A 14,079-nucleotide genomic window follows, 5' to 3' on the forward strand; every position below is an offset into this window, starting at 1 on the left:
GCGCCTTTAGACGCGAGCCCGGGGCCCGTGGGTTATACCCTAAGAGCAAACCACCCTTTTTAAGGGTGGTTCTGATTTCGCGTCACCTTGGCGCAAATGCGGCCCACTCGCTGCTGGTGACTGACATCGAGCGTCCCGTCATTGGCGCGCTTTAACGACTAAGGCTCGGCCCCGTTGTGGCGGAGTCGGGCCTTATTGCATTTGCCCAGATAAAACCTGCCAAAATAAACCTGTCCCTTCTTGGCAGGTCAGCGGAGCTTGCTGGTCTCGAAGTACTCGGGGAACTGGTCCAGAACCTCAGTTTGGTTACGGAACATCATGTGCAGGTGCTTGCTGACCAAAAAACTCGCTTCGATGGGGTCGCGACCGGCGATAGCGCGGCGGATTTGCTTGTGCTCGTTAACAGTCTCCTGATTGTCGAGCGTCTGCGTGGCGGCGCGCAGCCAGCGGAAGCGTTCCAGGTCGGCATTGGTCGCCTCGAGCCAGGACCACACGGTGCTGCGACACGCGATGCTAAAGATCATGCGGTGCATGAGGTTGTCGCTTAAAAAGAAGCCGATGCGATCCTCCTCGGCCATGGTTTTTTCCTGCAGCGCGATGGCTCGGTCAAGCTGCTCGATGCCTGCCGAGGTGGCACGGGCGCAGCACTCCACAATCACCTGCTTTTCCAGGTGCTCGCGAATGTAGCAGGCGCTCTCGGCAAGGGTGAGGTTGATGGGTGAGACATAGGTGCCGCTTTGGGGCACGGTACGCACCAGGCCCTCTTGCGCCAGACGCACCAGCGCCTCGCGCACAGGGGTGCGCCCCATATCCAGGTCGTCGCAAAGCTGTTTGACGCCCAACTTTTCGCCCGGCTTGTAGTCCAGGTAGACGATTTTGCGTCGAATGGTGTGGTAGGACTGGTCCTGCAGACTCGCTTCTTGCTCGCCGACGTGCATCGATTCTTCCATAGTGCCTCACAACCGTTCTATCACACTCATATATCAGCTGTTAATTATGCCGCGAATCAGCTCTCCGCGGTGGGTAATTCGGCTGTTGCCCAAGAACTATTGCGGCATCTTAGTCTTTGTTTGCGCAGGGCTGTGCTCAATGTTGTCGTATCATAAGCCGTCGCAAACGTGAAATAGAAAGAAGGAATCCTATATGCAACTGGCGAATATCGCACGCGAGCGCTGGAAGGGCGTCTTGTTCTGCCTGATCATTGCCGTCCCTGCGACGTTGCTCGGCAAACAGATTGAGGTGGTCGGCGGGCCGGTGTTTGCCATCCTCTTTGGCATGGTCCTGGCGCTCGTCTTTCCCAAGAATCGTCGCGAACAGCTCGCCGCCGGTGTCACCTATACGTCTAAGAAAGTCTTGCAGTACGCGGTAATCCTGCTTGGCTTTGGCATGAACCTCTCGCAGATTCTGTCCAAAGGCGCTCAGTCGCTGCCGATTATCGTGGCGACGATCTCGACCTCGCTTGTCATCGCCTTCGTGCTCTGCCGCGTTATGAACGTGCCGGGCAAGATCGCGACGCTTGTGGGTGTGGGTTCGTCGATTTGCGGCGGTTCTGCCATCGCCGCGACCGCGCCCGTCATCGATGCCGACGATCGCGAGATTGCCCAGGCTATTTCGGTCATCTTCCTGTTTAATGTTATCGCGGCGCTCGTGTTTCCGACGCTGGGCGGCATGCTCGGGCTGACCAACGAGGGCTTTGGCCTGTTTGCCGGTACCGCCATCAACGACACCTCGTCGGTAACGGCCGCGGCGAGCGCCTGGGACAGTATGCATCCCGGCGCCAATGTGCTCGAAAGCGCCACAGTGGTCAAGCTCACCAGGACGCTGGCCATTATTCCCATTACGTTGGTTCTCGCATGCTGGCAGATGCATCTGGTGCGCAAGGCCGGCGGCGACGCCAAAAGCACGTTCTCGCTTAAACGCGCATTTCCCATGTTCGTGCTGTTCTTTGTGCTGGCGAGCATAATCACCACGATGCTTCAGCTTCCTGCATCCATTACGGCGCCCATTAAGGAGCTGTCGAAATTCTTTATCGTGATGGCCATGGCGGCTATTGGCTTTAATACCGATATCGTCGAGCTGGTCAAAAAGGGCGGCAAGCCCATCGCATTGGGCTTTTGCTGCTGGATTGGCATTGCGTGCATGAGTTTGGGAATGCAGCACGTGCTGGGAATCTGGTAGAGAAGTAGCTTATTTGCGTGCTGCGTGCTGGTGAGCGCATACCTGCGGTGGAGCGATAGGAGCTCTTGCGGGTAAGGCTTGTCCGCAGGTTGATAGGTCCCGAAGAGCTCTTATCGCCCCGCCAGGATGGCGATGCGGGGCAACTCATATACTCGCAGGACGGCGGCTTCTGCCCTATAGTGTTTGGTGAGCAATATCGTTCAATTTTGAAACACTCGCCCGCGCGGCCGTCGCCGGCGGCGTGGCGTCGAGGACGGGGCGCAATATGAACAGTGACGCCAAGCTGCAAATCTTGATCGAGGCCTTGGCTGCTGCCGGGGCCTCGGCGTTGGCAATCGATGGGCATGGACACGTGGCGATTTCGACCATGGATGATGTCGCGCTCGAGCAAGATGTCGCGGCATTTGTCGCCGAGCGCCTGGGGCGCGTGGGCAACGGCACGCGCCTGGTGATGGGGCATGCGGGAGGGCGCTTGAGCCTCACGGTGCGTCCGATCGCCAAGGAATACGGCGCGCTTTGGGTGGTCGTGGTCCGCGAGGTGCGCGGTGTGGCGGCACACGCGGGCATTGAGTGGCTTAACGCAGATGAGGTCGAGGCGCGCTACGAGGCAAGCGCGTACGGCATTGTCGAGGGTGCCGCTGCGGTCTCTGGCCCCGTCTGCGAAAGCTATGCCCGCGGCGTGCCCCTCATGTTGGAGGGCGAGCTGGGTGCTGGCCAGGCAGAGATTGCAAAACGCCTCTATCTGGATGGGCCTTATGCTGACGAACCCTTTGTGTCCGTGGCACTTGACGAGCTCTCGGATCGCGGCTGGCGCCATCTGCTCAAAAGCTCGGAATCGCCGCTGTTCCAGGCAAGGCTGACCCTTTGTATTGGCGGCTGGCATGCACTTTCGCCGCAGCGTCTGCGCGAGCTTGTCTCTACGATGACCGACACGGCGCTGGCCGCGCGTTGCCATGTGGTTCTGACGGCAAACGATATGCCGGGCGGTGGCGAAAGCGATCAGGCCGCTTTTGCAACCGAGCGCTTGGCGTGCGCAGTGAGTGTGGCGCCTGCGATTTCCGAGCAGGGTGGCGCATCGAAAAAGGTTGCGCAGTATTTGTCGTATCTATCAGATGTCTTTGGAACTGCCGCTCCGAGTATGTCTGAGGAGGCTGCCTCGACGCTCAACGGCTATCGCTGGCCACGCAACTACCTGCAGCTTCGCGAGGTCTCGGAACGACTCTATATATTAGTAGGGTCGGGTGTGGCGGAGCGCGCGGTGGCGGAGGAGGTGCTCGCCCAGGAGGACGTCATCAAAACCGCAACCTTTGGCACTCCGACGCTCGACAGCGACCTGTATATCCTGCGTCCACTGACCGATACCGAACGCGACATCGCGCGGCTGGTCGTAGGCTACCTTCAGGGCAACCGGACCCGCGCTGCCGAGGTGCTGGGAATAAGCCGCACGACCCTGTGGCGCTTGCTGAAGGACGACGACCGCTGAGCGAGGCGCTCGTGACCGCATGCAGCGCGTGTGCTACAGTCCAAAGCGGTAGTGTTTCGATTGCGTTACGGCGTGCGGGGGCGTATGACGGAGACTTCAAAACCAAACCGGAATAGACGGAGCGCGGCTCCAGTTAACCGCCGCACGACTTCGCGGACGTGGGGCAAAAGCGCCTCAGGCTTCGACGGCGCGTTCAAACGCACTAGATATGGCTATCCTTCGGCAAGCGCTCGCTTGGCCATGCAGGCCGAATCGTCGCCGTGGGTCCGTAAGCGTGTGGTGGGGTCAAAGCTCAAGCACGATGGAACGCTCGGCTTCATTAGCCGTGGCGCTGCTCGCCGTAGCGGCCTCAATCCCGCAGGCTGGCATCGCTATGTTCCGATCGCAGTCGTTGTCGCGGTGGTTGTCATCGCGCTCGCGGCGCTTGGTTACGCCGGCGGCGGGGCCAATCTGGACGCAGTGGTTAAGTCACCCGAGCTCGCGCATGCCGGCACGGAGCTTGTCGAGGGCGCTCAGGCCCAGACGGGCGTCGCGCCCCAGCGTGGTATCGTCGCGGCGGCCTCCACCATCGCCGACGCGCAAAAGGACGAGGACGAACAGGGCGACAGCGCCGAAACGACCCACGCGAACGAAACGACGACAACTCCATCGGCAAGATAAGTTGCGAGTGGAGCAGCAAATTTGGAACGGGGCCTTTTATCTGCCCAAGTGCCAGATGTCACCAGTGGCGCACCCGATGTCAGTCACCAACAGCGAGCGAGCCGCATTTGCGCCAAGGTGACGTGAAATGAGAGAGCGCTGACCTTTTGGTCGCGCCCTCGAAATTGAACGTCAGATTGGCGTGAATGCGGCCCGCGCAGCGTCAGCGGGGCCGCCGTTCGTTAGAACGGCGGAACTAATTACCTGACGTACACGACGTTGTCGCGGCGGGGTTTGGCCTGGGGAAGCACGTCTTCGGCATAGCCCAGAATACAGTTGCCCACACCGCGCAGGCTTCCGTCGGCGGGCAGACCCCACTTGGCCAGCAGTTCCAATCCCTCGGGTGAGTCAAAGACCTCGTGTGCGCGGTGGATCCAACACGAATCGACGCCCAGCGCATAGGCAGCGTTGAGCAGGTTGCCCGTGGCGAGCGAGCCGTCTTCCAGGTGCGTGGGCACGCTGCGGTCGACGAGCACCACCACAACGGCCTTGGCGCCGTAGAAGGGATCTCCCTCGCTACCCATAACCTGGGCGTTGAGCTGCGAGAGGCGCTCGACGGTTGCGGGGTCGGTGACGGCGACGAACGTGACCGGCTGGCGCCCCATGCCGCTCGGCGCGTACTGGCCGGCTTCGATGATACGGTCGAGCTTATCTGTCTCGACGGGGCGATCGCTGTATTTGCGGCAGCTGCGGCGGTGGATGAGTGCCTCGATGGTCTCCATGTGTCCTCCTGACGTTGCTTTCGATGCCTCGTTCTTACCCGTCGAACCAAAACCGTAATCGCGCAGTTGGCCCTAAACAATGCAAGCTGCCGAGTGGAAAGTTGGTTTGCATAAAACTTCAGCCGGAATGTGACAAACCGGTGGGATGATTAAACGTTTTATCCCGTCTACCCTGCGGTTTTTACCACTTGCCTAAATGATGCGCGCATAAGCTCTGATAAAGGTTTTACTAAAGGAGTACCAACGTTTATCAACGCGCCATGGTGGCGCCGGGCCAGGAGGTAACATCATGTTCCAGGCTGGAGATGTCGTCGAGACCGACTTCGAAGGATTTCTGAAGCTGTTGCGTTCCAAGACGCGCGCTTTCGTGTCGATCAACGATCACGAGTACTACATCACGCACACCGATGGCTATTGGCGTGTTCAGGATTGCGAGGCCCTCAACGATAAGGGCCACTTTACTGACTGCTCCGAGCTGGTCAACACGGTCTGCGAGGTTGTCGAGCTGCCTTGGATCTGCGGCAAGAGCCTGCACGACAGCTTCTCGGGCGCCACGGTCTACGAGGCCGTTGCTGCTTAATAGCCAACAATCGATATTCTCTCGCAACCGCCGGCGCCACCCCGCGCCGGCGGTCTTTTTTGTCGATATGTTATATAGGTCGCACGTCTTGCACGGCCGCCCTTGACGATAGTCAAAACTCGGACTAACCTGAAACTACAATTAGTCAAAACTCGGACTATCGAATGGTGGGAGAGATGGATTGCGCGGTTACGTTGGTCGATTTTGACCGGATGCTCAACGGGCTTGACCGTATCTATTCGGAGTTCTCGCGCGCCTGCGGCCTTTCGGACTGCGCCTATTGGATGCTCGTCGACACTAGCACGGCGGGCGGCAGTATTGCCGTAAGCCGTCTGACAAGCGAATGGTTCTACAGCAAGCAGACCATCAACTCGGCAATTAAAACCTTGACGGCGCGGGGCTTCGCAACGTTGGGGTTTGCCGAAGGCAGTCGTAAGAACAAGGTTGTGAGCCTGACCGAAGAGGGCAGGCGATTTGCCGAGCGTTATGCGCTGCCGGCACTCAAGGCCGAGCAGCGAGCCTTTGGCGCGCTTGAGCCATGTGAGCAGCGCGAGATTATGCGCTTGATCGGCAAATTCTCTCAGGTGCTCGGCGATGAGTGCGATGCCTTTAAGCAGCATATCGCTGCCGAGAGCCAAGCCGAGAATCAAGGTGAGGGGGAGTCGTGCGACTGTTAATGAGGTTTTTGAAGCCCTATCGAGGGCTTGTCGCAGTGACGCTGCTGGTGCTACTGGTGGATAACGTCGGTACGCTGTTGGTTCCCACGATGCTGGCGAACATGGTCAACACCGGTATTACCACGGGCGATGTCGACTACATTTTACGCAACGGCCTATACATGTTTATCGCGACCAGCATGGCTAGCGGCGGCACAGTGCTGGGCTGCTATCTTTCGGCGCGCCTGGCCGCCAACGTGGCTTGCGATATCCGCAATGCCGTGTACGACAAATCGCTCGAGCTCGCGGCCAGCGATTTTGAGCGCTTTGGCACCGGATCGATGATCACGCGCTCGCTCAACGACATCAACGTGATTCAGCAGGCGATTCTGCAGACGATTCAGCTGGTGCTGCCCGTGCCGTTTTTGGCTGTGGCGGGCATCATCTTCGCCTGGTTTATCGATCCCGCCATGGGCACGCTTCTGGGCGTAGTCGTTGCGATTGTGCTGGTGGCGGCGGTCTTTACGGTTGCCAACGCGGCGCCGATTTTTATGCGCCTACAGGGCTTTATCGACCGCATGAACGTGGTGCTGCGCGAGAATATTGTGGGCGTGCGCGTCATCCGTGCGTTTAATAAGGAGCGCCACGAGGAACGGCGTCTGGACGAGGTGTTTAGCGACTACGCCGCCAACGCCATCAAAGTCAACCACCTGTTTGTGGGCCTCGACAGCTCAAGCTTCTTTTTGATGAACATCGCCGAGGTGGCGGTGCTGTGGGTGGGCGGCAACCGCGTAGGTGCCCACGCCATGCAGATTGCGAGTATCTCGGCGGTGCTGGAGTATGCAATTCTGATCCTGTTCTTTGTGATGATGGCCCAGATGGTGGTGCTGACGCTTCCGCGTGCTGCCGCATGCCTGAACCGTGCGCAGCAGGTGTTGGAGATTGAGCCGAGCATCGTCGATGGCGAGCGCACGCTGGATGACGGGGCGCGCGAGCCCCAAGACGAAGCCGATGCGGTGGCCGTGTTCGACCACATGTCGTTTCGCTTTGACGATGCCGACGAGGACACCCTGTGCGACCTGAGCTTTGCCTGCCGTCGCGGTCAGACGACTGCGATCGTTGGCTCGACAGGCTCGGGCAAATCGACGGTGGCCAAGCTTCTGCTGCGCTTCCACGATGCCACCAAGGGCTCCATTCGCCTGAATGGTGTGGACCTGCGCGAGCTTACGCAAGACGAAATCCGCGGGCGCATTGCCTATGTGCCGCAGAAGGCGTGGCTGTTCTCGGGCACCGTGGCAAGCAATCTGCGCTTTGGCAACGAAGACGCGACTGAGGCCGACATGCTTCATGCGCTCCAGGTTGCCCAGAGCACCTTTGTGCTCGATCAGCCGCAGGGGATCGATACCCCGGTGGCGCAGGGCGGTACGAACTTTTCGGGCGGCCAGCGCCAGCGTTTGGCAATCGCCCGTGCGCTCATGAAGCATGCCGATCTATATATCTTCGATGACAGTTTTTCGGCCCTGGACTTTAAGACCGATGCGGCCCTGCGCCATGCATTGCAAGACGAGACGCGTGACGCTGCGGTGCTCATCATCGCGCAGCGCATCTCGACGATCTTGCACGCCGACCAGATCGTCGTGCTCAAGGATGGCGAGGTTGTGGGTCTGGGCACGCATGGCGAGCTTATGGAAACCTGCGAGGTGTACCGCGCCATCGCGGAATCGCAGATGAAGGGAGGTGAGTAGCATGACCGAGGAGCTCAAGAAGCAGGGCGGCGTTGATGACGCCGCTGCCGCGGGACTGGTCGAGGAAACGGCTGCCGCGTCGACCGAGCTGGATGACGCCGCCAAGGCTGCAGCCGAGCGCGAGGCTCGCCGCCAAGCGCTCTACGAGGAAAACGAACGTGCCGAGGACGAGCGCGCCCGCGCCGAGGCAGAGCGTATGCGCGACGTGGACGACGAAGACGAGGACGAGACACCTCGGGATACCTGGGCGACGGTGCGCCGCCTGTGGAGTGAGGCTGCCGGCGACCATTGGCGCTTCTATATCGTGTTCGCGAGCATTGTGTTCTATGTCATCTTTAACACTGCTGCGCCGGCATATAGCGCCCGCGTGATCGATGAGCTGTGGGGCCACATTCAGGTAGCGTTTGTCAACAACGCCACCTTCAGCATCACCTGGGAGAACTGCGGCAGGACTATCTTCATCTACTTTTTGATTTGGACGGCCGCCGCTTCGTTCTACGCGCTCCAGAGCTTTTTGATGTCGAGCGTGGCCGAACGCCTCAATCTGCGCCTGCGTAACCGCATCGCGCAAAAGCTCAACCGTCTACCGCTTGCCTATTTTGACGCGCATCGTCCCGGCGAGGTCGTCAGCCGCGCGACCAACGACCTGGACAAGATGTCCGAGAGCATGCAGCGCGGATTGCTGCAGCTGCTCGTGTCGATCGGCACGGTTGTTGGTGCTGTGAGCGTGATGTTCGTGTTCAGCGTGCAGCTTACGCTCGTCTTTCTGTTCTTTACGGCACTGTCGCTGCTGGTGACGAAGGTCGTCTCGCGCCGCACACACGATGTGACGGGCGAGCGCCAGGAGTGGGTGTCCAAGATTACGAGTGCGGTCGAGGAAGGCTATTCGGGCCGTCTGGTGATCCGCGCGTTTAACCGCGAACGTCAGAGCTCCGCTGAGGTGCACGAGGCTTCGAAGGAACTGGCTCGTGTGAGCACCAAGGCCGACTTTATGATCAATGCTGTCGGCCCCGCGGTGCGCTTTATCGGCCGTTTGGCGCAGATCGTTATTGCGCTCGTGGGCTGCAGCATGCTGGTCGCCGGCCACATGACCGTCGGCGTGTTCCAGGCGTTCTTCCAGTTTATCTACGAGGCGTCCGAGCCCATGACGCAGCTGTCGTTTACCTTCAACTCGCTGCAGAGCGCGCTGGCGAGTGCAGAGCGCGTGTTCGACCTGCTCGATGAGCCCGAGATGGAGGCCGATCCGCTGTCGGACGAGGCCGCCAAGCTGCCGGGTCGCGTGGAGGGCCGCGTCTCCTTTGAGCACGTGCGCTTTGGTTATTCGCCCGACAAGCCGCTTATGCGCGACGTGTCGTTTACCGCCGAGCCGGGCCAGAAGATTGCCGTGGTGGGAACCACGGGCGCAGGCAAGACGACGCTCATCAACCTGCTCATGCGCTTCTACGAGATTGACGGCGGGCGTATTACGCTCGACGGCGTGGATACGAGCCGCATGGACCGCGGCGAGCTACGGCAGCAGTTTGGCATGGTGCTGCAGGACGCCTGGCTGTTCGATGGCACGATTGCCGAAAACATCGCCTACGGCTGCCCCGAGGCAACGCGCGACGAAATTGTGGCCGCCGCTCGTGCCGCACAGGTCGACTTCTTTGTGCGCACCATGCCGCAGGGCTACGACACGCGCGTGGCCAACGATGCCGAGAGCATCAGCCAGGGCCAACGCCAGCTGCTGACCATTGCGCGCGTGCTGCTCAACAACCCGGCGATTCTCATCCTGGACGAGGCGACGTCGAGCGTGGACACGCGCACCGAGCTTGCCATCGGCCGCGCCATGGATGCGCTTATGCGCGGGCGCACCAGCTTTGTGATCGCGCATCGCCTGTCGACGATCGTGGACGCCGACCTGATCTTGGTCATGGATCACGGCAACATTATCGAGCAGGGCACGCATAAGGAGCTGCTGGCTGCCGAGGGCGCTTATGCCGACCTCTATCTGAGTCAGTTCGCATAATGTGACAAAGGGGCAGTCCCGTATGTCACATCTAAAAGAAGGCGCACCGGAGGCAGTTCATTCCCCGGCGCGCCTTTTGTGTTGGCGTTCATGCTGTGGCGGTTGTCCGCGGCCCTAGCGCTCGTCCACGAACTTGGCGACGAGGGCTTTGAGCTCGGCCACCTCTTGCTCGAGTTCCTTGACGCGACGGGCGTTTTCGGTGATGCCCTGACGGTTGAGGGCGCTCTGCTCGGCGGCATCGTCGGGCATGTACTCGCGATGCTGCTTGGCGTCGAAGCTCTCCTCGAACACGCGGCAGCCGTTGCGCTTGATGATGCGCCCGGGCACGCCCACGACGGTGCAGTTGTCGGGCACGTCCTTGACGACGACCGAGTTGCCGCCGATCTTGACGTTGTTGCCGATGTGGATGTTGCCAAGCACCTTGGCGCCCGTTCCCACGGTGACATTGTTGCCCAGGGTGGGGTGGCGTTTGCCGGTCTCGTTGCCGGTGCCGCCGAGCGTGACGCCCTGGTAGAGCACACAGTTGTCGCCCACGATGGTAGTCTCGCCAATAACGACGCCCATGGCGTGGTCGATAAAGAAATGTTTGCCGATCTGCGCGGCGGGATGAATCTCGACGCCGGTGATATGGCGGGTTAACTGCGAGAGCACACGGGCAAGCGATCGATGGCCGTGTTCCCACAGCCAGTGCTCGGGCACATGATTCCACTTGGCGTGCAGGCCGGGGTAGGACAGGAAGATGACTAGGCCATTTTGCGCGGCAGGGTCCTGCGCCTGGACGGTCTTGATGTCCTCGCGAATGGTGTTGATAAAGCTCACCGGCCGCCCTCCCTTAGCGCCGTGACAATGCGATTCAATAAAGTATAGCGATTCGCTAGGGATTAGGAAGGGCAATCTTGCTTTGCTTTAGGCGACAGGTGTCAGTTATGCAAACTTGCTGGTAATGAAGTAAGACTTTTGAGGGGTTTGGCCCGTGTTCGCGCCGCAACCGTATACTGGTCAACTTGGACGTGTCCGCGCCCACAACTGAGAGGTTTTACTTCATGGGTTTCATCAATTTTATCGCCGAGCTGCTTAAGGATCCGCGCGCTGCGATCGCCAGCTGGATCGCCGCCGGCCCGCTCATGGCCTACGGCTGCGTGTTCCTGATCATCTTTATCGAGACGGGCGTGGTGTTCTTCCCGTTCCTTCCCGGCGACTCATTGCTGTTTGCCTCGGGCTTCTTTGCCCATAACGGCGGCTTTAACATCGTGGCGCTTCTGGCCACCGCATGGGCCGCAGCCATCCTGGGCGATCAGTGCAACTTTATGATCGGCCACTTCTTTGGCCGCAAGATTATCGCCTCGGGCAAGGTAAAGGCCATGACGCCCGAGCGCATCAAAAAGTCCGAGGATTTCCTGGATAAGTGGGGCCATCTGGCCATCTTCCTCGGTCGCTTCTTCCCGTTCATCCGCACCTTTGTGCCTTTTATCGCCGGCATGGGCGGTATGCACTGGCGCAACTTTGTCATCTTTAACGTGCTGGGTGGTATTACCTGGTCGACGGTCTTTACGCTGCTTGGTTACTTCTTTGGTGGCATTCCGTTTGTGCAGGAGCACTTTGAGCTGCTGATCGTGGGCATTGTCGCCGTGTCGATCATCCCGACCGTGGTCGGTCTGGTTAAGGCTAAGCTCGGTAAAAAGAACGCCTAGTCCGAGCTTGTTTTCGGACGTTAATTCCAAGGCCCGTCATCGGATTCGATGGCGGGCCTTTTGTGTAGAAGGCAAATGAAAATACTTTACTTAGTTAAAGAAAATCGTTTTATCTAAGGCGTACGGGGAGTACAATCACCTGCATGCGAATCGACGCGCCATCGGCTTTGATGCTGCCCGCGTGTCCTGCCCGGCTCTACGCTCCGGGTATGCGACGTTGCGACGCGGCCGGCTTCGGTCCTTGCGTGCGGGTTCGCGAGTATGCAACCGTGTGTGTAAGGAGCGACATATGACTGTCGAGAAGAAGGATATCGATTGGGGTAGCCTCGGCTTTAGCTACATGAAGACCGATTACAGCTACGAGGCCCATTGGAAGGACGGCGAGTGGGACGAGGGCGGCCTGACCACCGACCACACCATGCACGTCTCCGAGTGCGGCGGCATCTTCCACTACTGCCAGGAGGTCTTTGAGGGCCTGAAAGCCTACACCGCCGAGGACGGCAGCATCGTCTGCTTCCGTCCCGACATGAACGCCGAGCGTATGTACAACTCCGCCCAGCGTCTGGAGATGCCCCCGTTCCCCAAGGACAAGTTTGTCGAGGCCGTTAAGCAGGTCGTCTCTGCCAACGCCGCATGGGTTCCGCCCTTCGGTTCCGGCGCGACCCTGTACGTGCGTCCGTTTATGATCGGCTCCGGTGACGTGATTGGCGTGGCTCCCGCTCCTGAGTACACGTTCCGTATTCTCGTGACCCCGGTCGGTCCGTACTTTAAGGGTGGCCTCAAGCCTGTCAAGCTGCGCGTTTCCGAGTACGACCGTGCGGCACCGCACGGCACCGGCAACATCAAGGCCGGCCTCAACTACGCCATGTCCCTGAAGCCCACGATGGAGGCTCACCGCGAGGGCTATGCCGAGAACCTGTATCTCGACTCCGAGTCCCGCACCTATGTCGAGGAGACTGGCGGCGCCAACGTCCTGTTCGTGAAGGAGGACGGCACGCTTGTCGTCCCGCAGTCGCACACCGACTCCATCCTGCCCTCCATCACCCGTCGTTCGCTCGTTCAGGTTGCTCAGGACCTGGGCATGACCGTTGACCAGCGTCCCGTCGAGTGGGCCGAGGTCAAGGCCGGTACCTTTGTTGAGTGCGGTCTGTGCGGCACCGCTGCCGTTATCTCCCCGGTCGGCGAGATCGACAACAAGGTCTACGGTGCCGACGAGACCGTGACCTTCCCGGCTGGCAACACCGAGATCGGTCCTGTGATGAAGAAGCTCCGCGAGACCCTGACTGGTATCCAGTCTGGTGCTATCGAGGATAAGCACGACTGGGTCTATACCGTCGCGTAATTAGCCTTATCTGTCCGCGCGAAGAGCAAGTTCCCACCCGGCGCGTCCTCGGACAATTAAGAAGCCCTCGCTGCGCACTTCGTGCGGCGAGGGCTTCTTGCGTCCTGTGGAGTGCGCCTTGAGGGGGGGGACCTTCGCGACAAAGGAAACCGCCCCGCCGAAATATGCATTCGACGGGCGGTTTATGCATATACCCGATTAAGGATACGCTGCGGATCTGTTAGAACTTGACGGTCGGTGCCTGGCGGGTGGCTTCGGCGGCCTCGAAGCCCTGGCGCTCCTTAAACTGGAAGATGCCGGCAAAGATGACGGCCGGGAAGGTCTGGATGGCGTTGTTGTAGCTAAGCACGCAATCGTTGTAGCTCTGGCGCGCGTAGCTCACCTTGTTCTCGGTGTCTTCGAGCGTGGCTTGGAGCTGCGTAAAGTTGGTGTTCGCCTTAAGATCGGGGTAAGCCTCGGCCACGGCGAAGAGCTGGCGCAGGGCGCCGGTCAGCACGTTGTCGGCTTCCATCTTGGCTTCGGGCGTGGTGGCGCTCACGGCGGCGTTGCGCGCGTTGACCACGGCGGCAAGCGTGTCCTGCTCGTGTTTGGCGTAGCCCTTGACGGTCTCGACCAGGTTAGGGATCAGGTCGTTGCGGCGCTGCAGCTGCGTGTCGATGTTCTGCCAGGCGTTATCAATGCGATTGCGCTTGGTGACCATGTTGTTGTAGATGCCGGCGATGGCGCAGACAATCACAACGACAACAACGATACCGATGATGACGGGAATCATGGTGTCTCCGTTTCGAATGGCCGCGGCGTCTTCCGCCGGCTGCCGTTGGTGTAACGCTACTAGTATACCCGCAACCTTTGGCGATACCGAACTTTCCGGTAAGCGTTATGTTTCCACCAAGGTGAGCCTTGATTGTCATTTTCATTGCAACAGCCTCAGGACTCAGCGCAACGCGTTGCGCTGAGTCCTGAGGCGCGAATCCG

The 14,079-nt window shown here is 59.8% G+C and carries 13 protein-coding genes; 9 read left to right on the forward strand and 4 right to left on the reverse strand.

The genetic code is table 11. The features are described from left to right. Positions 1–248: 248 nt before the first annotated feature. Positions 249–950 carry a GntR family transcriptional regulator gene (locus tag GT495_RS10135; protein WP_161162542.1) on the reverse strand — a complete coding sequence of 234 codons (702 nt, stop codon included), beginning with the start codon at positions 948–950 and terminating at the stop codon, positions 249–251. A gap of 193 nt (positions 951–1,143) precedes the next feature. Between GT495_RS10135 and GT495_RS10140 the strand changes: the two genes are divergently transcribed. The 3 genes from GT495_RS10140 (at position 1,144) to GT495_RS10150 (ending at position 4,321) form a co-directional block, all read left to right on the forward strand. Beyond that, positions 1,144–2,178, forward strand: coding sequence for a YeiH family protein (locus GT495_RS10140; protein WP_161162543.1), 1,035 nt, complete (start codon positions 1,144–1,146; stop codon positions 2,176–2,178). A gap of 265 nt (positions 2,179–2,443) precedes the next feature. Then, on the forward strand, positions 2,444–3,661 hold the full coding sequence (locus tag GT495_RS10145) for a helix-turn-helix domain-containing protein (RefSeq protein WP_161162544.1): 1,218 nt from the start codon (positions 2,444–2,446) through the stop codon (positions 3,659–3,661). Between the two features lie 240 nt (positions 3,662–3,901). Continuing rightward, positions 3,902–4,321: a hypothetical protein gene (locus tag GT495_RS10150; RefSeq protein ID WP_161162545.1), complete on the forward strand. Its 420-nt coding sequence runs from the start codon at positions 3,902–3,904 to the stop codon at positions 4,319–4,321. 239 nt (positions 4,322–4,560) lie between these two features. On the opposite strand, the gene GT495_RS10155 is transcribed toward GT495_RS10150, so the two are convergent. After that, positions 4,561–5,082, reverse strand: coding sequence for a nitroreductase family protein (locus GT495_RS10155; RefSeq protein ID WP_161162546.1), 522 nt, complete (start codon positions 5,080–5,082; stop codon positions 4,561–4,563). Between the two features lie 289 nt (positions 5,083–5,371). On the opposite strand from GT495_RS10155, the gene GT495_RS10160 reads away from it, so the two are divergent. The 4 genes from GT495_RS10160 to GT495_RS10175 all read left to right on the forward strand — a co-directional run bounded on the left by GT495_RS10160 (position 5,372) and on the right by GT495_RS10175 (position 10,071). Then, a complete protein-coding gene (locus GT495_RS10160; RefSeq protein ID WP_118260475.1) occupies positions 5,372–5,662 on the forward strand; it encodes a CDP-alcohol phosphatidyltransferase in 291 nt (96 codons plus the stop codon). Positions 5,663–5,838: 176 nt separating this feature from the next. Continuing rightward, positions 5,839–6,339, forward strand: coding sequence for a MarR family winged helix-turn-helix transcriptional regulator (locus tag GT495_RS10165; protein ID WP_161162547.1), 501 nt, complete (start codon positions 5,839–5,841; stop codon positions 6,337–6,339). Beyond that, positions 6,339–8,063 (forward strand): ABC transporter ATP-binding protein, encoded by a 1,725-nt coding sequence (locus tag GT495_RS10170; RefSeq protein WP_161162548.1) that lies wholly within the window; start codon positions 6,339–6,341, stop codon positions 8,061–8,063. Before GT495_RS10165 ends, GT495_RS10170 begins: the two co-directional genes overlap by 1 nt. Position 8,064: 1 nt before the next feature. Continuing rightward, positions 8,065–10,071, forward strand: a complete 2,007-nt coding sequence (locus tag GT495_RS10175; protein ID WP_204986923.1) for an ABC transporter ATP-binding protein — start codon at positions 8,065–8,067, stop codon at positions 10,069–10,071. A 114-nt stretch (positions 10,072–10,185) separates the two neighbouring features. Here GT495_RS10175 and cysE read toward each other — a convergent pair whose 3' ends face one another. Continuing rightward, on the reverse strand, positions 10,186–10,890 hold the full coding sequence (gene cysE, locus GT495_RS10180) for a serine O-acetyltransferase (protein ID WP_118388475.1): 705 nt from the start codon (positions 10,888–10,890) through the stop codon (positions 10,186–10,188). Positions 10,891–11,114: 224 nt separating this feature from the next. On the opposite strand from cysE, the gene GT495_RS10185 reads away from it, so the two are divergent. Continuing rightward, positions 11,115–11,762 carry a DedA family protein gene (locus GT495_RS10185; RefSeq protein ID WP_161162549.1) on the forward strand — a complete coding sequence of 216 codons (648 nt, stop codon included), beginning with the start codon at positions 11,115–11,117 and terminating at the stop codon, positions 11,760–11,762. Positions 11,763–12,051: 289 nt separating this feature from the next. Next, on the forward strand, positions 12,052–13,104 hold the full coding sequence (locus GT495_RS10190) for a branched-chain amino acid aminotransferase (protein WP_161162550.1): 1,053 nt from the start codon (positions 12,052–12,054) through the stop codon (positions 13,102–13,104). A 220-nt stretch (positions 13,105–13,324) separates the two neighbouring features. Here the strand turns inward: GT495_RS10190 and GT495_RS10195 are convergent, their stop codons facing one another. Continuing rightward, positions 13,325–13,876 carry a LemA family protein gene (locus tag GT495_RS10195; RefSeq protein WP_161162551.1) on the reverse strand — a complete coding sequence of 184 codons (552 nt, stop codon included), beginning with the start codon at positions 13,874–13,876 and terminating at the stop codon, positions 13,325–13,327. Positions 13,877–14,079: the final 203 nt, after the last annotated feature.

The organism is Collinsella sp. BIOML-A6, from assembly GCF_009875845.1.
Classification (GTDB): Bacteria; Actinomycetota; Coriobacteriia; order Coriobacteriales; family Coriobacteriaceae; genus Collinsella; species Collinsella aerofaciens_H.